Raw genomic sequence first — 21952 nt, forward strand, 5'->3', positions numbered from 1 at the left:
AATATTTCATCCAATAACAAAATCAGAATTTTAAATCTTATCTATAGAATTTATCATTATCTGAGAAATTCCAGTAACGGTCGTATTTAGACTCGTTATAAAATACAAGCTAATATATTTCATGGTTTAAAATTCATAAGGAATGGTTAATTTTGTAATGTGAAATTTTTTTAGACTAAATTTCAGCATTCGATAATATTTTAAATTTTGAAATGAATTCTTTAATAGATAAGTATAATATTCCCGGACCACGTTACACGTCTTATCCTACCGTTCCTTATTGGGATGAATCTACATTTTCACCCGAAAAGTGGAAGGAGACTGTGATCAGGTCTTTTCATGAGAGCAATGCAGAGGAGGGAATTTCTATTTATATTCACCTGCCTTTCTGCGAGGCATTGTGTACGTTCTGTGCCTGTCACAAGCGTATCACAAAACAACATAGCGTTGAAATTCCATACCTGGAAAGCGTTTTAAAAGAATGGAAGCTTTATCTTGAGCTTTTTGAAGAAAAACCGAAACTGAAAGAACTTCACCTCGGAGGAGGTACACCTACATTTTTCTCTCCTAAAAATTTGAAAACGTTACTTGAAGGGATCTTTGAAACTGTAGAAATAGCAGAGCATCCTGAGTTCTCTTTTGAAGGTCACCCGAATAATACGACAAGAGATCACCTTCAGACTTTATATGATCTTGGATTCAGAAGAGTAAGTTTTGGAGTTCAGGATTATGATCCTAAAGTTCAGAAGGCGATCAACAGGATCCAGTCTTTTGAGAACGTAAAAAATGTAACGGAATGGGCTAAGGAAATTGGCTACCGTGGAATCAGCCATGACCTTGTCTTTGGGCTTCCGCACCAGTCTTGGGATGCGATGGAACATACGATCAGAAAAACAATGGAACTGAAGCCGGACAGACTTGCCTTCTATTCTTATGCACACGTTCCGTGGGTAAAAGGAGTAGGACAGAGAGGTTTTGATGAAAATGATCTTCCGAGCGGCGAAGAAAAGCGTCGTTTGTATGAAGATGGAAAAAAACTGCTTCAGGATTTAGGATATATTGAAGTAGGAATGGACCATTTTTCCCTGGAACATGATGATTTGTACCAATCCCTGATCCATAAAAAGCTTCACAGAAACTTTATGGGCTATACCTCAAGTAATACCCAATTGATGGTAGGTCTTGGAATGTCCGCCATTTCAGATTCCTGGTATGCTTTTGCCCAGAATGTAAAAACGGTAGAAGAATATCAGAAGATTGTGGAAGAAGGGGAGATTCCTGTGGTAAAAGGTCATATTTTGAATGAAGAAGATCTTACGGTGAGAAGACATATCCTAAATTTGATGTGTCAGCTTGAAACAACCTTTACTGACAAAAATTCGTTCCCTGAACTGGAGAATGCATTTGAAATGCTGGAAGAAATGGAAAAGGACGAATTGGTGGAGATTTACGACAATCAGATTAAGATTACTGAAAAAGGAAGAGCATTTACGAGAAACGTTGCTATGGTTTTTGATCTCAGAATGATGAGAAATAAACCGGAAACGAGAATTTTCTCTATGACGATATAAAACAAAAGCGGTTCGATTGAACCGCTTTTTTATTGGAGTAAAATAGGTATCATTTAATAATAAGTTTTTGACTGTAAGATTTCACATCTCCCGATTTGATGATCAGATAGTAGACTCCGGCAGGAATTCCTGTAATATCCACACTGCCGTCATTTTCTATTTTTACTTTCTCTAAAACTATTTTCCCTTCCGTACTGATAAGGTCTACCGTACTTTTCGGGTCTGAAAGACCCTCAATGAAAACTTTTTCAGAAGCCGGATTGGGGTGGATGCTTATAGGGTTAAATTCAGAAGTTTCATCTGTTCCCAGAGTTCCTGTCGTAATTTTAAATATTTTTCCGCTGGTGACTGCGGCTACAAAAAGTTCTTTCTGGGAGTTCTGGCCGAAAGTAGAAAAATTATTGCCTGAACTTGCCGGACTCCACACGATAGAGTTGTCCGGGTTTAGAATTCCAATCTGTGTAGAACAGTAATCTGCAAAGAAGTATTTCCCCTGAAGCGCAGGGTATTGGGTGCCTCTGTAGACATATCCTCCAGTGATGGAACATCTGCCGCCAGAATGGTTGTATACTGCGACTGGAAAGGTCATTGTCCCCATGGCAGCACATCCGGCTGTATTGTAAGCATTGTTACCTTCATAACAGCGCCATCCATAATTGATTCCTGCCTGAGTTATAGGCATTTTATTAATTTCTTCAATGGCTCCCTGTCCTACATCAGCAATCATCACATTTCCTGTATCCGTATCAAATGAAAATTTCCACGCGTTTCGGAGTCCATAGGCCCAGATTTCATCAGCTCCGGTCACTAAAGTCCCGGCAAAAGGGTTTCCGGGGGGAATATTATAAGGTCCTGTAGCATTCACATCTATCCTTAACATTTTTCCCAGAAGTGAATTTATATTTTGGGAATTGTTGCCGGGGTCTCCGCCGCTTCCGCCATCTCCTGTTACTACCCAAAGATTTCCATCAGGTGCAAAATGAATGCTTCCACCATTATGATTGTCAAAAGGTTTTGGAATATTCAACAGGATCTTTTCAGAAGTCGGATCTGCAATATCGGGATTGGTAGGATTGACAGAATATCTTGCTACGACAATGCTTCCGGCGGTATTGTTGTAATACACAAAGAAATATCCATTGGTTGTATACTGGGGATGAAATGCAAGTCCCAGCAGACCTCTTTCACCTCCGTAGAGAATTTTAGAGCTGATATTTATAAAATCAGCGCTGTTGATCGTTCCATTGGGTTGAATAATTTTGATGATTCCGTTCTGCTGTACGACGAAAAGCCGGGTGTCATTGGCGTTCGTAATTTCAACGGGACTGGTAAGCCCGGACGCAAATTCTACTAAATTAATGCTTTGAGAATTAGCAATTAAAGAACAAAAGATGCCTAAGGTGAAAAATAGTTTTTTCATAATATTTTGATATTTAGTGTATTGATAAATGAATGAAAATTTTATACCAATCAGAATTTGAAAATTTCATTACGATAAGGAAGAAAAATTGTTAAATCTAAAATAGAAATTAAAACCCCGATATATCTGAAAATAAACCATTTCTGCTGTTAAAAAATTCATAAAATAATAATAAAATCATTATATTTGCCGACTTAATTTAACGTAGTTATAACAAAATGCAAGGAAAAGGACTTATTACAATTGTTGCTATTGTACTAGGGTTAATTTGCTTAAATGAGCTATTACCAACTTGGTACGCCAGCAAAATTGAAAGGCAGGCGACTGCTGTTGCAGGAGACAATCCAGAAAAGTATCAGAAAGAAATCTCAAGACTTTCTAAAGATACTTTGAACCTGGGATTCACAAAACTTTATTACACTAAAGCCAAAGACAAGGAAATGAAACTTGGTCTTGACTTGAAAGGTGGGATCAACGTTCTTTTGGAAATTAACCAAAGAGACCTGGTGAATGATTTAACCAATTATTCTACCAATCCTGTTCTTATCGAGGCTTTAAACAAAACTGATGAAGTTCAGAAGAATTCTACAAAATCTTATATTGATAATTTCTTTGATCAGTTCGAGGCAATCAACAATGCAAAAGGCACTAACCTTAAGCTTGCAGATCCTGAACTTTTCGGAAATACCAATTTATCAGAGATCAAGTACAATACTTCTGATGATCAGGTAAGAAGTATCATCAAAAGAAGAATTGATCTTTCTGTAGGTACAGCTTTCGAGGTGATCAGAACCAGAATCGATAAAATGGGTGCGATGCAGCCAAACGTTCAGAGAGTACCTGGTACGGCAAGAATTTCTGTTGAAATGCCGGGTATGAAAGATATCGATAAAGTAAAGAAAATGCTTCAGACTTCCGCAAAACTTCAGTTCTGGGAAGTACAGCAGGTTCCTGAAATTGCACCCTATTTCCAGACATTGACTACAATGGTGGCGATAAAAGGTGATTCTATGGGAGTTGCGAAGAATACCAACTTCATGAGTCTTTTAAACCTTGACAAATTAAGAGCAAATGGTGTTGCAAGCGTAAAACTTTCAGATACTGCTGCTGTAAACAAAATTTTGAGCAGCAAAGTAGGTCAGTCATTACGTCCTGCCAACATTAAATATACACAGTTCATGTGGGGTTACAAACCTGAAGCTACAGATACTGAAAGTTTAGTATTGTATGCCATCAGAGGTAACATCAACCAAAAAGCTCCTGTAGACGGTGCTGTTGAAACGGCAAGCATTAGCTATGATGAGCTAAGCAGAGTAGTGGTAGACATGCAGATGGATTCTAAAGGTGCTAAAGAATGGAAAACATTAACTGAGAAAAACGTAGGGAAGCCGGTGGCTGTAACGTTGGATGGCAGAGTATATACTGCACCAAACGTGGTCAACGCTATTCCTAACGGTAGAACTCAGATCTCTGGTAACTTCTCTCAGGAAGAAGCTAAAGAATTGGTAGACGTTTTAGGAGCGGGTAAATTACCGGCAGGGGCTAAAGTAGTTCAGGCTACAGTAGTAGGACCTTCACTAGGACAAGAGTCTATTGATGCAGGTGTTATTTCATTTGCGATTGCATTCTTGATTATTATTGTTTATATCATTTTCTATTACGGTGGAGCAGGTGTCTACGCGGTAATTGCAATGATTATCAACTTATTCTATATTTTCGGAATTATGGATTCCGGAGACTTTACACTAACGCTTCCTGGTATCGCAGGTATCGTTCTTACGATGGCCATGGCGGTCGATACGAACGTAATCATCTACGAAAGAACGAAGGAAGAATTATTCGCAGGGAAGAGCATCTTAGAAGCTTATAAAGATGGTTTCAAGCATGCATTAAGTGCGATCGTTGATGGTCACTTAACAACATTATTGACGGCTGGTGTACTTTTCTTATTCGGAACAGGACCTATTAAAGGATTTGCTTTGACTTTAGGAATTGGTATATTAATGACTTTCTTTACTTCAGTATTACTTTCAAGAGTAATGATCTTCTCAAGATTGAATAAAGGAAAACAACTTTCTGTTTGGACAGCTCCAACAAAGAACCTATTCAGAAATACTTGGATCGATTTTATCGGGAAAAGAAAATATGCCTATATCGTTTCTGGTATTTTAACAGTAGTTTGTGTGGCATCTATTGCTATAAACGGGTTCAAATATGGAATTGACTTTACAGGAGGTAGAAACTATGTGGTAAGATTCGATAAAGCTGTCAATGCTGAAGATATTGAACAGAACTTAGTGAAAATGTTCAAAACCGAAGACGGTAAAAACTCTTCTGTTGAAGCTAAGACTTTTGGAAATGACAGACAATTAAAGATCTCTACAGATTATTTGATCGAAGATGAATCTTTAAAAGCTGACCAAACAGTAGAACAGAAATTATACGAAGGATTAAAAGCGAACCTGCCTGCTAATACAACATTGCATGATTTCAAATCTGCAGATAAAGAACACGCAGGAATTATTTCATCTGAAAAAGTGGGACCTACGGTAGCAGATGATATCCAGACTCACGGTATGCTTGCAGTAGCAGCTGCTTTGGCCGGGATCTTTATCTATATCTTGTTAAGATTTAGAAAATGGCAATTCTCATTGGGTGCTGTTGTGGCATTATTCCATGATGCGGTAATTATTTTAGGAGCTTATTCATTACTTCATAAATTTATGCCGTTCAATATGGAGATCAATCAGGATTTCGTTGCAGCCATCCTTACCGTATTAGGATACTCAATCAATGATACCGTTATTATCTTCGATAGAATTAGAGAGTATTTAAGAGAGAAGAAATCACTTACATTAGCTGGATTATTTGATGACTCTATCTCCAGTACTTTGGGTAGAACATTCAACACTTCATTCACTACAATCCTTGTAATCTTAGCGATCTTCATCTTCGGTGGAGACAACCTGAGAGGATTTATGTTTGCCATGTTGATCGGTATTGGATTCGGTACCTATTCATCCATCTTTATTGCATCGGCTATCGCGTACGATTTCCTTAAGACAGGAAAAGAAGACGAGGTACACGGTAAAACAACAAGTACGAAAGAAGTACTTGCTTCAAAGTAAGATCAACTACAATAAATAAGTAAAGGCCGCTTCGAAAGAAGCGGCCTTTTTTGTGCATGGTTCCTCGTGTTACGAAATTCTAGGTTTAAGTTAATGAGCGTTAGGTTTCGGGTTTCAAAAATTTAATATGTAAAGTTCAAAGTTTGAATTTATATTTGTGAGTCTAATATCTGAAGTCTGAAGTCTGGCATCTAGCATCTTGATTCTTGGCTCTTGACTCTCGATTCTTCACCAAAACTCACAATTTAGAACCATTATATTTCAGATTTGATTAATTTTGCAGCACTATGGAAAATTCAAGGAAAAAAGCAGCCATTGGCTTTATATTTATCACTCTGCTGATTGACATCACAGGATGGGGAATCATTATTCCTGTAGTTCCCAAATTAATTGAGGAGCTTATTCATGCCGATATCAGTGAAGCAGCTAAGTATGGTGGCTGGCTTGGTTTTGCATATGCATTTACTCAGTTTATATTTTCTCCTGTTGTAGGAAACCTGAGTGACAAATATGGAAGGAGGCCTATTATCCTGATCTCTCTCTTTGGATTTGCTGTAGATTATATTTTCCTTGCATTGGCACCAACCATTTGGTGGCTATTTCTTGGAAGAATTATTGCCGGGCTTACGGGAGCCAGTATAACAACAGCCAGTGCGTATATTGCCGATATTTCAACGGATGAAGACAGAGCCAAAAATTTTGGTCTTATTGGGGCTGCATTCGGTCTTGGATTTATTATCGGGCCGGTATTGGGTGGAGTTTTAGGTCATTATGGTGCCAGAGTACCTTTTTATGCGGCGGCAGGTTTATGTCTTTTAAATTTCCTTTACGGGTATTTTGTTCTTCCTGAAAGTTTAGATAAAGATAAAAGAAGAGAATTCGACTGGAAGCGTGCTAATCCTGTCGGTTCATTTAAATTTTTAGGTAAACACCCGGAAATTTCGGGATTGATCTTTGCCCTTATTTTAATATACATTGCGGGACACGCTGTACAGAGTAACTGGAGCTTTTTTACCATGTATAAGTTCAACTGGACAGAGAGAATGGTTGGGATTTCACTGGGAGTAGTTGGGCTTTTGGTTGGCTTGGTTCAGGGCGTGCTGATACGCTGGACCACTCCCAAGTTGGGCGAGCAAAAAAGTATTTATTACGGATTAGCCTTGTATGCATTAGGAATGCTTCTGTTTGCTTTCGCTACAGAAGGCTGGATGATGTTTGTATTTCTTGTTCCTTACTGTTTAGGAGGAATCTGCGGGCCTGCACTTCAGTCGGTGATTACGAAAAGTGTTCCATCTAATGAGCAGGGAGAACTTCAGGGCGCACTGACCAGTTTAATGAGTGCAACTTCCATTGTAGGACCACCATTAATGACCAATCTGTTTTACTTCTTTACCCATGATGAGGCTCCTTTTGAGTTTTCAGGAGCACCATTCTTCCTGGCATTTATTTTAATGGCAATAAGTGTGGTGATGACTTATAATGCTTTTCAGAAAAAAAATAAAAAAATGGGTTAAAGATTTTCAATTGTAAATCATTCAAAATCTTTCTGTACCAATTAGAAATATAGATAAACAAACAGGGAAGCCATTAAAGCTTCCCTGTTTTTATTGAAAAAATATAATAATGTGTTCAGAATTTTTACGGATAAAGTGATTTTGTTCCGTTGCTTACGATATTGCTTCCCAAACCTGAAAACGATACGGAGAAGTTACTCGAATTGAAGCTTAAAGAACCTGTAGGCGTACAAAGTCCAAGCGCATATCTGCATTGTCCGTAGGCTCCTGTTTTCTTGGTCACCTTACTTTCGCTTTTGGCTTTGCCTAAGCTGATATTTCCCCAGTCACTTACGTCGACATTAGAAACCGTAGAACCGGAATAGTAGATGGTGATCTGATAACCGATCTCGCCTCTTTTAGAACCCCAAAGCCAGTTGGCTGTCCACCATTCCTTAAACCATTTTGAAGATACTTTAGCCTGAGCATCGCTCGGAGAAGTCTCTGAATTCCCTCTGGCATCCATCATGACAAGTCCCGCAAATACATTGTCCCAGATAATTCCTGACTCATTGTAAAAACAAAGAGATGTAAATTGCTCCCCTTTATAATTCCATGAAATTTCCAAAAGATCAGTACCGGTTTTGATCTGCTCTGAAGCCGACTCTTTAAGTCCTTTTTGAGCTTCTGCCAATTGATCTCCGGAGAACAATACCCCGATTTTCCCCACTTTTACAGTTTCTGGAGCAAGAATGTTTCCTTCTGCAGTAAACTGTTCTCTATCAGAAATTAAATCCTGTGCGATATCAACTCCTTTTTGAGTTGACAATTTTCCTAAAACGGCAATCTCTGTGATCTGTAAATCGTTTTTCAGATACTGTTCAAGATTTTTCCTGGAATCATTGATCTGGATCTGAACATTTTCCGGAACCGTCTTTAATCCCGGTGTAATTTCCTTTTTCAGATCAGAAGCCGATACTTTAGTGACAGGAGATTCCTGCATCATTTCACTGTTGTCGTCCTGACAGGCAGTAAGCGTTAATACCGATATCACGGCAAAAAGCTTGAAAGTAGTAACAAGTTTTTTCATAGTTCAATATTTAATGATTTTGTGTATACTAAATATAGTGAAATTAATCATAAGTCTCTTTTGTTTGAATTAAATATTTGTGAACTGAAAGTTGTGGGGAGGTTAAGGAGAGGGGAGAATCAAGAACCAAGAGCCAAGAGTCAAGATGCCAGAGATCAGATTTCAGACATTAGTAGTGGGGGCTTTGAGAGCCTTAGCCACCGGATATTTACCAGGATTCTAGATACCAGACGTCAGACGGTAAATCATTAACTCAACAACGAGCAACGAGCAGTTAACAACACTCCCAAACTCATTTACTCTTCCCACTCAAACCCTAATACTCTCATACTCTCAAACTCAGAAACACCCAAAATCTTAAAATTTGTTTAAAATTTTAGTTTACTGTAAATAAATGGTATAATCTTTCGTAATTTTACCCCATGGAATTAAGCATTGGAGAAATGGCACTGATCGCAGTGGCGATCGTTGTATTATTCGGTCCGGATAAACTTCCTCAGATAGCGCGTGACTTAGGAGCAGGTGTTAGAAAAATGCGGGGCGCAGTGGAAGACATTAAAACGGAGATCATGAAGGAAACTGATAATCCGGTTTCCGAGATCAAGCGTGAGATTGAGAAGGTAAAAGATGCGGCAAAAGATTTCAATCCTATGAAGGATATTGAAAAAGATATTGTGAAGGAACCTTTAGCTACCAATGAACCTCCAAAAATCAAGCCTGCCGATGACGAGACATACGAAGGGCCAGTAAGCAGATAATTCATGGAGGAGATTATTCAGGAAGACAAAAAGGTTTTTCTATACCTTAATAATCTGGGCGATACTTCTTTCGACCAGCTTTGGATGCTTATTTCCAGTACATGGATCTGGGTACCGCTTTATATTATATTTCTTTACTTTTTATACAAAAATTACAAACTAAAATCTTTAGTTTTCATTCTTATATTTATTGCACTTGGTGCCACGGTTTCAGATCAGTTAGCCAGTGTTTTCAAATATGGTGTAGCGAGACTGCGGCCATGCCATGACCCCAGTTTGGAGCATTATATGAGGATTGTAAAGTGCGGAGGACAGTATGGGTTTTATTCTGCCCACGCTTCCAATACCTTCTTTCTTGCAGCTTATTTAAGTATTTTATTGAAAAAGAAGCTCAATTGGTTTCCATATGCTATATTTGTATGGGCTGTAGTTGTTTCTTATAGCCGAATATATTTAGGAGTACATTTCCCGATAGATATTTTGGTGGGGGCGTTTGTTGGATCTTTATTGGGAGTGATATTTGGAGTACTCGCCAAAAAAGTCATCAATAAGCAAACTATAACTTCATGAAAAAAACTTTATTACTCACAGCATTAATATGCTCCTCATTCAGCCTTTACGCGCAGGACAAAAAAATAGCCGAAGAATGCTTTAAAAAAGCTGACTATAAATGTGCGGAAGAACAATACACCAAACTCTTGGAAAAAGAGCAGATCCAGAAGTATCAGTCTGAATATTATAATAGTCTCGGTACCGCCCAAAGAAGGCTGGGGAAGACCGCATTAGCTTTAAAATCTTATGAATCTGCTTTGAAGACGAATCCTTTGTCGGCTCCGGTATATGCCAACCTGGCATCACTGAACAGTCAGAAAGGAAACAAAACCAAAGCATTGGAATACATTTCCACCGGCCTTACCATCGATGCTGAGAATCCTGAATTTTACCTTACCCGTTCCAAGATCTATGACAGTCAGGGTAAAAAAGACCTTGCTCTGAATGACCTTAAACAGATCCTGACATTTGCGCCGGACAATATTTACGCAAAAACAGGATTGGCCAATCTGAAAAAAAATAATGGTGATCTGGAGGGTGCTTTAAAAGATTACAATCAGCTGATCTCTGAAAAACCGGAATCCCTTCTCTATAACGGAAGAGCAGATGTTTATTTTAAAATGAAAAAGCCTAAAGAAGCGCTTACGGATGCTAATAAAGCGATTTCCATTGATCCTAAATTTGCGCATTCTTATGTAACCAAAGCACTGGTTTTATTTGATACAGCAAAACCTAAGGAGGCCTGTGAAAATTTGAATAAAGCAGTAAGTTTAGGGTATGAAAAAGCTATTTTAGCAGATTATTTTGCTAAGTGTGTTGCCAAATAAACCAATTGCACTTACAAAACTGTCCTGTAAAAATCTGTAACCCATTGAATAAAGCTAATACAGTAAATATAGAATTCCGACTATTTTTGAACCCCATAAAGAAAGATATATAGATGTTGAATATTGTTCTTGTAGAACCCGAAATTCCCAATAATACCGGTAACATAGGACGATTATGTGTAGGGACAGAAAGTAAATTGCACTTAATTCACCCGTTTGGATTTGTCATTAATGATAAAAACCTCAAGAGATCCGGTCTGGATTATTGGGTGCATCTCGATGTGTCTGAATATGCTAATGTAGAAGAATGGATGAACAGTATTCCGAATAGATCCCGTGTATTCCTAATGAGTTCACATGCAGAAAAATCATATTTGGAAAATGATTTCCAGGATGGGGACTGGCTGGTTTTTGGAAAGGAAAGTGTGGGTCTGAGTAAAGAAGTTCTGGATCAATTTCAAAATCATTTAACCATTCCGATGTCCAAATTGATACGAAGTTTTAATATTGCCAATTCTGTTGCTTTTGTCATTGGCGAGGCAAAAAGGCAGATTGATCTGAAGGTGTAGGAGATTGGTTGTTGGTTTTTAGTCTGTGTGTTAAGCTTGCAGTCTGATATCTAATATCTGAAATCTATTAATCATTATGATAAGGTTTCCCCTGTAAAATCTGATCAGCTCTGTAAAGTTGTTCAACAATAAATAAACGGATCATCTGATGCGTAAATGTCATTTTAGATAATGACATTTTTTCGTTGGCCCTGGTGTAGATTTCCTCTGAAAATCCATAAGCACCTCCAATCAGGATATGAACTTTTTTCACCGATGAATTCATCCAGGTATCAATTTTCTGGGCAAATTCACGACTGGTAAACTGTTTTCCTTTTTCGTCAAGGATCACAACGAGGTCATTTTTTTCAATATGATTCAAGAACAGCTTAGATTCCTCCTTCTTCAAAAGTTCAGGAGAAAGGTTTTTTGCATTTTTTACATCAGGAATTTCACAGATCTCAAAGTTCCAGTGCTTGGGAAGTCTGGTAAGATAATAACTGATCAGAGAGGTAATCTCTTTGTCATCTGTTTTGCCGATACAAAGTAAGCCGATTCTCATGTATAAAGGATTTCAAAAGGCAAAGATACCAATTTTATGGTGGAAAATAAGGGAATAAGGATGAAAGCTGGGTTGCAAATGTTAAAATTGGAAACGCTTTTTATTTCAACGGTTTTTAATATTTTACTCATTTAGTTTTTAAATCCTTTCATTTTATACCTTTTCTATTGGGAGATGGAGACAGAACTTTTAATTCGTTCAATAATTGCCATTGATTAGCGGGTATGGTATTGGAATAAGGATGAAGAAAATGTTTATATTTGTACAAAGACTTATGTAAAAACAGCAGATGTTTCTCCTCTTAAGGATATAAACTGAACTGTTTTTTAAGCGAAATGCACCAAATAGATGAGTATAAAAGTTCCCAGATTTATCTTGAAAATTCAAGAGTTTTTTGACGGTATACATATTCCTGTTTTAGGAATATCGCTCTGGCAGATGTTTCAGATCTATATTTCCGGAATTTTCAAAGGGAATATCGGCAGAAAAGCGGCGGCTATTTCGTGGAGCTTTACCATCAGTTTATTTCCGTTTCTCCTCTTTCTGCTTTCTGTTTTGCCTTATATGCCGCACTATGATAAGCTGCAGTTTTATATTTTTGAAGTTCTGATGCATAATGTTTTTCCATCCAATATGGAAAGTGATGTAAGAGGATATATTGAAACCAATATTATCCCGAATATGAAGGGAATCAGCAACCTGACGATTGTACTGGCACTGGTTTTTGCAACTAACGGAACTTTTTCATTGATTAATGGATTTAATGAAAATTCAGACGAGAAGCTTACTGATGTAAAGGAATTTATTCTCTCATTTTTTATCACCATAGGTTTTATTACCATTGTCTTTCTGTCGCTTTTCGGGGTCTATTACGTGGAAGTTGTGATGAAACTTTTTACACCGGCTTATGATATTTCGTGGCTTGTAAAAAACCTTTCCAAGATCATTGGATTCGTATCTTTTCCACTGTTCTATTTCATTTTATTAACCCTTTTTTACTGGCTGGGAACCGTAAAAATCGCCAGATTCAGACAGGCTGTTCCCGGAGCTATTTTAACCACTGTTCTGTTTGTACTGACTACTTTTATCTTTGCGATCTATGTAAAGGATATTGCGCGGTATAACGTTCTTTACGGATCCATTGGAAGTATGATCCTGTTGATGGTTTGGGTTAATGTGAACGTCTATCTGCTTTTATTCGGGAACGAACTGAATATGGCCCTCAGAAAGCTGAGGATAGAAAAACTGCTGTCTGATGAAATCAGAAGAGAAGCAGTTCATTACCACGGGGCCATTACAGAACCTAATCTGGAAAGCGATGATGAGCACAGAAGAAAACTGGAAGAAAAGAAAAAAGATTAATTTTCTATCTCGTTCATATCTTTTTTAGAACTCATACTTAATATTACAAATCCTAAAACTGCGGCTAGGAAAGAAGCGATCAGAATTGCAAATTTAGCCTCATCCTGAATCGGAATATCATCTTTAAAGGAAAGCAATGCAATAAAAATAGACATTGTGAATCCTATTCCTGCCAATAATCCAACGCCTGCCATCTGTGGCCAGGTACTGTTTTGAGGCAGTGAACTGAGCTTTAATTTAATGGCGATGAAAGAAAACAGATTGATTCCGATCAGTTTTCCCAATATCAGCCCGCAGATAATTCCCAAACCTAATGTACTTGTAACTCCTGCTACCATTTCACTGGTAAAAGCAATATTGGTATTCGTCAAAGCAAATATCGGCATGATCAGAAAGCTTACCGGAAAATGAAGCTTATGTTCAAGTTTTTCAAGAGGAGAAATTTCTACATTAGAGGCATTGGTAGGAATAGAGAACGCCAGTAAAACGCCAGCTATTGTTGCATGAATTCCGGAATGATGCAGGAAATACCATAAAAACAACCCGGGAATAATATAAAAAATAAGACGGGTAACCTTTAAAAAGTTTAACAGAAACAATAAAGCTGCTGTTCCAAAAGATAACAACAAATAAGTCCAGTGGATCTGTTCTGTATAAAAAACAGCAATCACCAGAATAGCACCCAGATCATCTACAATGGCCAATGCTGCAAGGAATATCTTGATTGAATTCGGGATCTTTTTTCCCAGCATCGAAATAATGGCCAGGGAGAAAGCAATATCTGTAGCCATGGGAATTCCCCAGCCACTGCCGTATTTTGTTCCGCTATTGAAAAAGGTATAGATTACCGCAGGAACCAGCATTCCGCCTACAGCTGCAAAAATAGGCAATGAGGCATTTTTAAAAGAAGACAGTTCGCCTTCTACCATTTCTCTCTTGATCTCAAGCCCGACCAGGAGGAAGAAAACAGCCATCAGCCCATCATTGATCCAGATACTCACAGGATAGGTAAGATGGAATAGATGAGTACCCACTTCCTTATCTAAAAAGTGCTGAAAACCTTCACCGGCAGACGAATTAGCGATTAATAATGAAACCAGTACACAGAAAATAAGTATAATTCCAGATGCCTGGTTACTGCTGAAAAATTTTTTAAAATATAGAGATAAATTCATGCTTATGATTGTAATCGTCTCACGATGGAAACGCCGTCGATGTCTTTGAGTTTTTTAAATGTCTCTTCCAGCTGACCTTTATTTTTAACTTCAAGGTTAATATTTCCTGTAAAGATACCATTATTGGATTCTATGGACATACTTTTCATATCCATTCCCATACTTCCGCTGATCACGGTCGTAATATCATTGATCATTCCCATTCTGTCAAGACCTTCGATTTCGATCTTCACTCTGTTCTTAAAGCTTTCCGCATTCACCCATTTGGCAGGGATCACACGGTAATCATACTGTGCTCTCAGATTGATTGCATTCGGGCAGTTGTCGCTGTGAACTTTAATACCGTCGGAAATGGTAATAAATCCGAAAATTTTGTCACCAGGGATTACCGTACAGCATTTCGCATAGCTGTAGTTGAGCTTTTCTTCATCTTTTCCGAAAATGATCATGTCAAGGTTTTGCTCTTTCGGCTCCTCAAAATGTTGGTTTTTTGGGGGTGATTTTCTAAACCTTGAAAGTAAATTATTGAATACATTTTTACTTTCAATATATTTTCTCAGGCTACTGACATCCAGTTCATTGCTTTGGAATTTAAGGAACAGATCCTGAGACGTTTTCAGATTAAAGAACTTCTGCAGTTTATTGATCTCTTCATCGTTAAAGTTGATCTTGGCATGACGCAGCTTTCTCTGGAGAATTTCTTTTCCTTCTTCTACCAGCTGATTCTTCTGGGAATTCAGGTAACTTTTGATCTTGGACTTCGCTTTGGAAGTTACTACAAATTCCAGCCAGTCAGACTTAGGTTTTTGGTTCTGTGAAGATAAGATATCAATCTGATCCCCATTTTGAAGAACATACGAAATAGGAACCAGCTTGCCATTGATCTTCGCTCCGAGACACTTCATTCCAAGGTCAGAGTGAACGGAAAAAGCAAAATCTAAAGCCGTCGCATTAGTCGGAAGGATCTTGATTTCTCCTTTTGGAGTAAATACAAATACTTCTTTAGAATATAAATTGAGTTTAATATTATCTAATAGCTCAGATGTCGAAAGGTTTTGCTGTTGTTCAAGCACTTCACGGATCTCAGTGACCCATTTTTCAAAATTCCGGTCATCGGAGCTTTGCTTGTAGCCTTCTTTGTATTTGTAGTGCGCAGCGACTCCTTTTTCTGCAATTTCATTCATCCTTTCCGAACGGATCTGTACTTCGATCCATTTTCTATCCGGTCCAAGAACCGTTAAATGAAGACTCTCATACCCTGTAGAACGGGGCTGTGTAATCCAGTCTCTCATTCTTGACGGGTTACTGTGATAAACATCCGTTACGATAGAGTAGATTTTCCAGGCCAGAAATTTTTCATTTTTAGCATCTGACTTATAAATGATTCTGATGGCATAATTGTCGAAGACCTCCTCAAAAGAAACGCCCTGCTTCAGCATTTTTCTGTAAATAGAGGAAATAGCTTTTGCGCGGCCTTTGATTGTGAAATTCAGACCTTCTTCCTTGAGTCTTTCTGAAACTTCAGTTTTAAATTCTTCAATATATCTTTCACGGTTTTCTTTGGCAGATTCCAATTTCTCCGTGATCTCGTTATAAACTTCCGGATTGTTATATTTTAAAGAAAGATCTTCAAGCTCTGATTTGATATTATACAAACCCAAACGGTGCGCCATGGGCGCATAAATGTAAACCGTTTCTGAAGCAATTTTTTTCTGCTTATCCGGAGCCATACTTTCCAGCGTTCGCATATTGTGAAGTCGGTCGGCAATTTTGATGAGAATAACCCTGAAATCTTCGGATAGTGTCAATAACAGTTTTCTGTAATTTTCAGACTGCACAGAAATGTTCTGATGATTCATGATAGAGATCTTTGTAAGACCGTTCACGATGTTCGCGATCTTTTCTCCAAAGATCTTTTTCAGATCTTCGTAGGTATAGTCCGAATCCTCAATAACGTCGTGCAGCAAGGCACAGGCAATAGAAGTAGCCCCCAATCCAATCTCAGTTGCTACAATTTTAGCAACGGCAATGGGGTGGTAGATATAAGGCTCGCCTGATTTTCTCCTTTGATCCTTATGAGCATCCAATGCAATATCGAATGCCTTCCGGATGAGCTTGTTATTTTCCTCGTCCAGAGTCCTGTATGTGTTTGAAATCAAGTCCTTATATCGGGCAAGGATCTCCTTATTTTCCTGTTCTAAATCGTAACTCATTTGTGTTAATGCCTATATTTAGACGAAAATACGAAATTTTTTAAACTTTTCAAACATAAAAAATCCGCAGAAGGCTCTGCGGATTCCCGGTTATTAGATTTTATGTTTTCGTCAGAATTTCACTTCTGAATCCATGCCGCTGCTTGATGCCTTTATTTTCACATCGGGGCTGTTATGGATTTCGGCTCTGTTTCTGGCATCAATAAATCGTTTAATGTGGTCATAATGTGCCTGGCCAATACCCATATTCTCGAATAAATAGGTCTTTAATACTGAATTTTGGCTAAAAATACTCCGGGCGACATCAGTTTGGTTATTATCTTTTACCGCAACACTCGCCAGATACTGTGAGGTATCAGAGCCGTCATTAAGGTATACTATGTAATCTGAATTTTCAAATCCTGAATTTTCCAGATCGGCTTCAAGCTTTTTGTAATCGCTGTGATGTGCAAATAATCCAGCTAATATATTTGACATAAGCAATAGTTTTTAAATTGTACTTAAAGGTAATAAATATTTTTCAATATTGGTAGTGTTAATTTAATAAAATTTACAATTTATTATTTTATCTATAATATAATGTTAAAATGTTTGAAAATATCTATTGAACATGTGTTTAATTTTAGTGATGATGTAAAATATAAAATTGTGGGAAATGAAATGCATTAATCTTTATAGAGGCTTATTCTGAGATTAAATGAATAGAGGTTAAATCCGTCTGCTAGGGAATATGTTTATAGGATTTGTTAATCTGCGCCATTTGTGAAATCTGCGGGAATAAAAATATTCATTCTTAAGCATCTTTATCTACATAAAAAAACGGACCGAAGCCCGTTTCTATATCATATGGTCTGAAATTTAACCTAAATTCTTTCATTCTTGATTTCCTCCACAATTTCAGGATTCAACAACGTAGAAATATCTCCGAAATTACTGAAATCTCCTTCCGCAATTTTTCTCAGGATCCTACGCATGATTTTTCCCGAACGTGTTTTAGGAAGTCCTGAAACAAACTGTATCTTATCCAGTTTAGCGATCGGTCCTATCTGGTCAGAAATAAGCTGGTTAATCTCCTTCTTAAGATTTTCTTTGTCACGGCCTTCTCCGGTTTCTTTTAAGATCACGAAACCGTATAAAGCATTTCCTTTAATATCGTGAGGGTAACCCACAATCGCAGATTCTGCAACGGCAGGATGTTCATTGATGCTGTCTTCAATAGGGGCTGTTCCTAAATTATGTCCGGAAACAATAATCACATCATCTACACGGCCTGTAATTCTGTAATATCCGACTTCATCCCTTAAAGCACCGTCACCTGTGAAATATTTCCCCGGAAAAGCACTGAAATAGGTTTCCTTGTATCGCTGATGGTCGCCCCAGATGGTTCTTGCAATTCCCGGCCATGGAAAGCGGATGCACAGATTTCCGGTTACCTGATTGCCTGTAATTTCATTACGTTTATCATCCATCAATACAGGTTGGATTCCAGGAAGTGGAAGTGTGGCATAGGTGGGTTTAGTTGGGGTAACAAAAGGAAGCGGTGAGATCATGATTCCACCTGTTTCTGTCTGCCACCAGGTATCAACAACCGGGCATTTTTTCTTTCCTACATGATCATTGAACCAGTGCCATGCTTCTTCATTGATGGGCTCACCCACAGAGCCAATGACCTTCAAAGTACTTAGATCGTGCTTATCTACCCATTCTGAGCTTTCTTTGGCTAATGAACGGATGGCGGTAGGAGCAGTGTAGAATTGAGTGATCTTATGTTTTTCGATAACTTCCCAGAAACGGTCCGGTTCAGGATAAGTAGGCACCCCTTCAAAAATTACGGTGGTTGCTCCGTTAAGCAGCGGTCCGTATAAGATGTATGAATGTCCTGTGATCCACCCGATATCGGCTGTACACCAGTAAATATCATTTTCCTTATAATTGAATACATTTTTAAAAGTGTAAGCAGTGTACACCATGTAGCCTGCAGAAGTGTGAAGCATTCCCTTTGGTTTTCCCGTAGAACCTGACGTGTAGAGGATGAAAAGAGGATCTTCGGCATCCATGATCACGGTAACGAAATCAGCGGAAGCTTTTTCGTAAAGATCAGCCATCCAGTGGTCTCTGCCTTCTTTCATTTTGATCTCGTTGTGGGTTCTTTTCACTACGAGAATGGATTCTACACTCGGTGTTTTTTCTGAAGCTTCATCTACAATGCTTTTCAGATCCAGAACTTTATTTCCTCTGTAGCTACCGTCTGAGGTGATGATCATTTTGGCATTACAGTCATTAACTCTTGAAGCTACGGCTGAGGCAGAAAACCCTGCAAATATAACAGAATGTACGGCGCCCAATTTAGCACAGGCAAGCATGGTTATGGCCAGTTCTGGGATCATGGGAAGGTAGATGCAGACTCTGTCGCCTTTTTCAATTCCCATTTCACGTAAAACATTGGCTGTTTTATTGACGCGGGTATATAATTCATTGTAGGAAATATGTTGTGCCTGCTCTTTAGGATCGTTAGGCTCCCAAATGATGGCTGTTTTTTCTCCTCTTACTGCAAGATGTCTGTCGATACAGTTTTTAGTGATATTTAATTTAGCATTCTTAAACCATGTGATCTTGGCTTCATTCATATCATACTTAACCACCTTGCTCCATCTTTGGTACCAGACAAAATTTTGATCGGCAATCTTATCCCAGAATTTTTTAGGATTTTTAATAGACTTTTTGTACTCTTCAAAATAATGTGGCAGATCTTCAATTAAGTAATTTCTCATATCCCTTCTTTTTTTTGAAATTTGAATTTTATTAATATTAAATATATGTTTAATTTATGGCTTAAGTCCTGTATTCATTGATTTTTTCCTGAATTTCTTCAATGATTTTTTCATCGTCTATCGTTGATGGAATCTGAAAATCTTTTCCATCTAGCAGGGTTCTTATCAGTTTTCTTAATGTCTTTCCGGAACGGGTTTTTGGTAAGCGTTTGACAACCATAGCGTTTTTTAAAAAAGCCACAGCACCAATCTTTTCACGAACCATTCTGATGATATCTTTTTCTATTTCTTCTTCAGAGATTATGGTTCCGTTTTTCAAAACAACCGCAGCAAAAGGAACCTGCCCTCTCAGTTCATCATCAATTCCCACGACAGCGCATTCTGCTACATCGGGATGTGATGAAACAATTTCCTCCATTTCCGAGGTGGAAAGCCTGTGTCCGGCTACATTGATCACGTCATCCACTCTTCCGGTAATGAAAATATAGCCGTCTTCATCCCGAATAGCGCCGTCTCCTGAGAAATAATACCCTTTGTACTGCGAAAGATAGCTGCTCTGAAAACGCTCATTGTCATTCCAGATGCCTAAAAGTGCCCCCGGAGGAAGAGGAAGTTTGATGATTAAATAACCTTCCTGATGAGCGTCTAGTTCATAGCCATTTTCATCAAAGATCTTGATATCATATCCCGGAATAGGTTTTCCGGCGGAAGCTCTTTTAATTTTATATTGATCATCAAATGTCATCAGTCCCAACATAGGCCATCCGGATTCTGTCTGCCACCAATGATCAATAGCAGGAACGCCAATGTGTTCTGCAAACCAGTCCAAAGTCGCTACATCACATCTTTCTCCGGCCAGAAACTGTTTTTTGAAATGAGACAGATCGTATTTTTTAACCAGTTCACCGTTCGGATCTTCTTTTTTGATGGCTCTGATGGCCGTAGGAGCTGTGAACATCGTAGAGACTTTGTATTCTGAAATAATCCTCCAGAACGTACCTGCATCAGGTGTCATAATGGGTTTTCCTTCAAAAATAATCGTTGTATTCCGGTTGATAAGCGGTCCGTAGACACTGAAACTGTGACCTACCGCCCAGCCGAAATCTGAAGCTGCCCAATACGTTTCTCCAGGCTCAACTCCATAAATGTATTTCATGGAAAACTTCAGCGATGTGGCGTAACCTCCGGTATCCCGTGCAATTCCTTTTGGTTTTCCTGTAGTTCCTGAGGTATAAAGCAAATATAACGGATGGGTAGATTCCACGGAAACACAGTCTGTGGGCTCTGATTTTTGCACCAGTTCTTCATAATCAATCAGTCCTTCGAACATTTCGTGTTGATTGTCTACCAGTTTTCTATTGTAAACAATGATATTGTCCACTTTATCCTGCGCCAGTTCAATGGCTTTTTCCACGAGTGGCAAATAAGGAATTCTTCTGGCTATTTCTACGCCAGCTGTAGCGGTGATCAATGCTTTTGGTTTACAGTCATCAATTCTTACGACCAGTTCATTCGGGGCAAAACCTCCAAAAACAACATTATGAATCACCCCGATTCTTGCGCAAGCCAGCATCGCAAAAAGAGTCTGCGGGATCATCGGCATGTAAATAACCGCTGTATCTCCTTTTTGCAGACCTAATGAAATCAGTCCTCCTGCAAATTTTGAAATTTCTTCTTTGGCCTGATTAAATGTATAGGTTTTCTTCTGATCTGTAACCGGAGAATCATAGACAATGGCAATCTGATCTCCAAAACCGTCTTCAATATGTTGATCAATACATAGATAACACATATTGAGTTTCCCGTCCGCATACCACTGCGGATAATCATTTTTATCTTTAGAAAGAATCTGTTCCGGAAACTCAAACCACTGAATTTCTTTGGCCTGTTCTTTCCAGAAATTTTCTTTGTCTTCTATGCTTTGTTTAAACAGAGTATCTGTGTCCATATCGATTTTTGTGTTTCATGTTTTTTGTTTTTGTGGACAGACGAAAGGTCAGAGCTTTGTTTTCAATCTACTGTCTCATATTTCAGTTGTAAGTCTTAATTTTCTATCCTTGGCAAGGATGTATTAAGCCTCACATCTCTTGTCTGATGTCTGGAATCTGAAATCTTCTTACCCAAACATCTCCTCAATCTGCTGCATCAGCTTCTTAATAGAATAAGGCTTCGTTAAATACGCATCAGCGCCCATTTTGAGACCTTTTTCAATGTCTTTCGGATTGTTTTTAGCGCTCAGAAAAATGACTTTTGTGTCATTCATTCTTTCGTCTTTTTTAATGGCTTCCAGGGTGCTGTATCCGTCCAGATTCGGCATCATGATATCCAGAAGGATAACGTCGGGAACCATGTTCTTTAGGAAATCCAGAACTTCTGTTCCGTCTCTTGCGATATAAACGTCGTAGCCGTTTTTCTTAAAGCTGTATTCCAGCGACATTAATATTTTGTGTTCGTCATCGGCAATAATGATCTTTCTCATAGA

Annotated in this window: 17 protein-coding genes; 8 read left to right on the forward strand and 9 right to left on the reverse strand. The window is 38.3% G+C overall.

What is annotated here, in order from left to right; genetic code table 11:
• The first annotated feature begins 212 nt into the window (after positions 1-212).
• Complete coding sequence (gene hemN / locus HHL23_RS16615; RefSeq protein WP_169235912.1) at positions 213-1571, forward strand: oxygen-independent coproporphyrinogen III oxidase; 1359 nt, start codon at positions 213-215, stop codon at positions 1569-1571.
• Positions 1572-1620: 49 nt separating this feature from the next.
• Here the strand turns inward: hemN and HHL23_RS16620 are convergent, their stop codons facing one another.
• A complete protein-coding gene (locus HHL23_RS16620) occupies positions 1621-2991 on the reverse strand; it encodes a PQQ-dependent sugar dehydrogenase (protein WP_169235913.1) in 1371 nt (456 codons plus the stop codon).
• A gap of 218 nt (positions 2992-3209) precedes the next feature.
• On the opposite strand from HHL23_RS16620, the gene secD reads away from it, so the two are divergent.
• Complete coding sequence (gene secD / locus HHL23_RS16625; RefSeq protein WP_169235914.1) at positions 3210-6119, forward strand: protein translocase subunit SecD; 2910 nt, start codon at positions 3210-3212, stop codon at positions 6117-6119.
• A gap of 287 nt (positions 6120-6406) precedes the next feature.
• Positions 6407-7633, forward strand: a complete 1227-nt coding sequence (locus tag HHL23_RS16630; RefSeq protein ID WP_169235915.1) for a TCR/Tet family MFS transporter — start codon at positions 6407-6409, stop codon at positions 7631-7633.
• A gap of 124 nt (positions 7634-7757) precedes the next feature.
• Here the strand turns inward: HHL23_RS16630 and HHL23_RS16635 are convergent, their stop codons facing one another.
• Positions 7758-8702 carry a hypothetical protein gene (locus tag HHL23_RS16635; RefSeq protein ID WP_169235916.1) on the reverse strand — a complete coding sequence of 315 codons (945 nt, stop codon included), beginning with the start codon at positions 8700-8702 and terminating at the stop codon, positions 7758-7760.
• 422 nt (positions 8703-9124) lie between these two features.
• On the opposite strand from HHL23_RS16635, the gene HHL23_RS16640 reads away from it, so the two are divergent.
• The 4 genes from HHL23_RS16640 (at position 9125) to HHL23_RS16655 (ending at position 11408) form a co-directional block, all read left to right on the forward strand.
• Positions 9125-9460: a Sec-independent protein translocase subunit TatA/TatB gene (locus HHL23_RS16640; protein WP_169235917.1), complete on the forward strand. Its 336-nt coding sequence runs from the start codon at positions 9125-9127 to the stop codon at positions 9458-9460.
• 3 nt (positions 9461-9463) lie between these two features.
• Positions 9464-10030, forward strand: coding sequence for a phosphatase PAP2 family protein (locus tag HHL23_RS16645; RefSeq protein WP_047455964.1), 567 nt, complete (start codon positions 9464-9466; stop codon positions 10028-10030).
• Complete coding sequence (locus tag HHL23_RS16650; RefSeq protein ID WP_169235918.1) at positions 10027-10839, forward strand: tetratricopeptide repeat protein; 813 nt, start codon at positions 10027-10029, stop codon at positions 10837-10839. Before HHL23_RS16645 ends, HHL23_RS16650 begins: the two co-directional genes overlap by 4 nt.
• 113 nt (positions 10840-10952) lie before the next feature.
• Positions 10953-11408, forward strand: a complete 456-nt coding sequence (locus HHL23_RS16655) for a tRNA (cytidine(34)-2'-O)-methyltransferase (RefSeq protein ID WP_169235919.1) — start codon at positions 10953-10955, stop codon at positions 11406-11408.
• Between the two features lie 67 nt (positions 11409-11475).
• Here the strand turns inward: HHL23_RS16655 and HHL23_RS16660 are convergent, their stop codons facing one another.
• Positions 11476-11949 carry a 23S rRNA (pseudouridine(1915)-N(3))-methyltransferase RlmH gene (locus HHL23_RS16660; protein WP_169235920.1) on the reverse strand — a complete coding sequence of 158 codons (474 nt, stop codon included), beginning with the start codon at positions 11947-11949 and terminating at the stop codon, positions 11476-11478.
• A gap of 348 nt (positions 11950-12297) precedes the next feature.
• Here HHL23_RS16660 and HHL23_RS16665 point away from each other — a divergent pair, with 348 nt between their 5' ends.
• Positions 12298-13311, forward strand: a complete 1014-nt coding sequence (locus HHL23_RS16665; protein ID WP_169235921.1) for a YihY/virulence factor BrkB family protein — start codon at positions 12298-12300, stop codon at positions 13309-13311.
• Here HHL23_RS16665 and nhaA read toward each other — a convergent pair.
• The 6 genes from nhaA to HHL23_RS16695 all read right to left on the reverse strand — a co-directional run bounded on the left by nhaA (position 13308) and on the right by HHL23_RS16695 (position 21949).
• Entirely contained in the window at positions 13308-14486 is a 1179-nt protein-coding gene (gene nhaA / locus HHL23_RS16670) for a Na+/H+ antiporter NhaA (protein WP_169235922.1), read from the reverse strand. The genes HHL23_RS16665 and nhaA overlap by 4 nt on opposite strands.
• A gap of 2 nt (positions 14487-14488) precedes the next feature.
• Positions 14489-16699 (reverse strand): RelA/SpoT family protein, encoded by a 2211-nt coding sequence (locus HHL23_RS16675; RefSeq protein WP_169235923.1) that lies wholly within the window; start codon positions 16697-16699, stop codon positions 14489-14491.
• Positions 16700-16810: 111 nt separating this feature from the next.
• The gene (locus HHL23_RS16680) at positions 16811-17176 is read right to left on the reverse strand and encodes a hypothetical protein (RefSeq protein WP_169235924.1); all 366 of its coding nucleotides are present in this window, start codon (positions 17174-17176) and stop codon (positions 16811-16813) included.
• A 386-nt stretch (positions 17177-17562) separates the two neighbouring features.
• On the reverse strand, positions 17563-19491 hold the full coding sequence (gene acs / locus HHL23_RS16685) for an acetate--CoA ligase (RefSeq protein WP_317174707.1): 1929 nt from the start codon (positions 19489-19491) through the stop codon (positions 17563-17565).
• A gap of 40 nt (positions 19492-19531) precedes the next feature.
• Positions 19532-21418 carry an AMP-binding protein gene (locus tag HHL23_RS16690; RefSeq protein WP_169235926.1) on the reverse strand — a complete coding sequence of 629 codons (1887 nt, stop codon included), beginning with the start codon at positions 21416-21418 and terminating at the stop codon, positions 19532-19534.
• Positions 21419-21586: 168 nt separating this feature from the next.
• Positions 21587-21949, reverse strand: a complete 363-nt coding sequence (locus tag HHL23_RS16695; RefSeq protein ID WP_169235927.1) for a response regulator transcription factor — start codon at positions 21947-21949, stop codon at positions 21587-21589.
• Between the last annotated feature and the right edge of the window lie 3 nt (positions 21950-21952).

Origin of the sequence: Chryseobacterium antibioticum, from assembly GCF_012927325.1 — a bacterium.
Taxonomy (GTDB): Bacteria; Bacteroidota; Bacteroidia; order Flavobacteriales; family Weeksellaceae; genus Chryseobacterium; species Chryseobacterium antibioticum.

Coding starts and splice junctions, on each gene's coding strand:
- HHL23_RS16620 (WP_169235913.1), bottom strand. CDS start 2,991: ATGAAAAAACTATTTTTCACCTTAGGCATCTTTTGTTCTTTAATTGCT.
- HHL23_RS16665 (WP_169235921.1), top strand. CDS start 12,298: ATGAGTATAAAAGTTCCCAGATTTATCTTGAAAATTCAAGAGTTTTTT.
- HHL23_RS16650 (WP_169235918.1), top strand. CDS start 10,027: ATGAAAAAAACTTTATTACTCACAGCATTAATATGCTCCTCATTCAGC.
- HHL23_RS16680 (WP_169235924.1), bottom strand. CDS start 17,176: ATGTCAAATATATTAGCTGGATTATTTGCACATCACAGCGATTACAAA.
- HHL23_RS16660 (WP_169235920.1), bottom strand. CDS start 11,949: ATGAGAATCGGCTTACTTTGTATCGGCAAAACAGATGACAAAGAGATT.
- HHL23_RS16695 (WP_169235927.1), bottom strand. CDS start 21,949: ATGAGAAAGATCATTATTGCCGATGACGAACACAAAATATTAATGTCG.
- HHL23_RS16635 (WP_169235916.1), bottom strand. CDS start 8,702: ATGAAAAAACTTGTTACTACTTTCAAGCTTTTTGCCGTGATATCGGTA.
- HHL23_RS16675 (WP_169235923.1), bottom strand. CDS start 16,699: ATGAGTTACGATTTAGAACAGGAAAATAAGGAGATCCTTGCCCGATAT.
- HHL23_RS16645 (WP_047455964.1), top strand. CDS start 9,464: ATGGAGGAGATTATTCAGGAAGACAAAAAGGTTTTTCTATACCTTAAT.
- HHL23_RS16630 (WP_169235915.1), top strand. CDS start 6,407: ATGGAAAATTCAAGGAAAAAAGCAGCCATTGGCTTTATATTTATCACT.
- HHL23_RS16640 (WP_169235917.1), top strand. CDS start 9,125: ATGGAATTAAGCATTGGAGAAATGGCACTGATCGCAGTGGCGATCGTT.
- hemN (WP_169235912.1), top strand. CDS start 213: ATGAATTCTTTAATAGATAAGTATAATATTCCCGGACCACGTTACACG.
- nhaA (WP_169235922.1), bottom strand. CDS start 14,486: ATGAATTTATCTCTATATTTTAAAAAATTTTTCAGCAGTAACCAGGCA.
- HHL23_RS16690 (WP_169235926.1), bottom strand. CDS start 21,418: ATGGACACAGATACTCTGTTTAAACAAAGCATAGAAGACAAAGAAAAT.
- HHL23_RS16655 (WP_169235919.1), top strand. CDS start 10,953: ATGTTGAATATTGTTCTTGTAGAACCCGAAATTCCCAATAATACCGGT.
- secD (WP_169235914.1), top strand. CDS start 3,210: ATGCAAGGAAAAGGACTTATTACAATTGTTGCTATTGTACTAGGGTTA.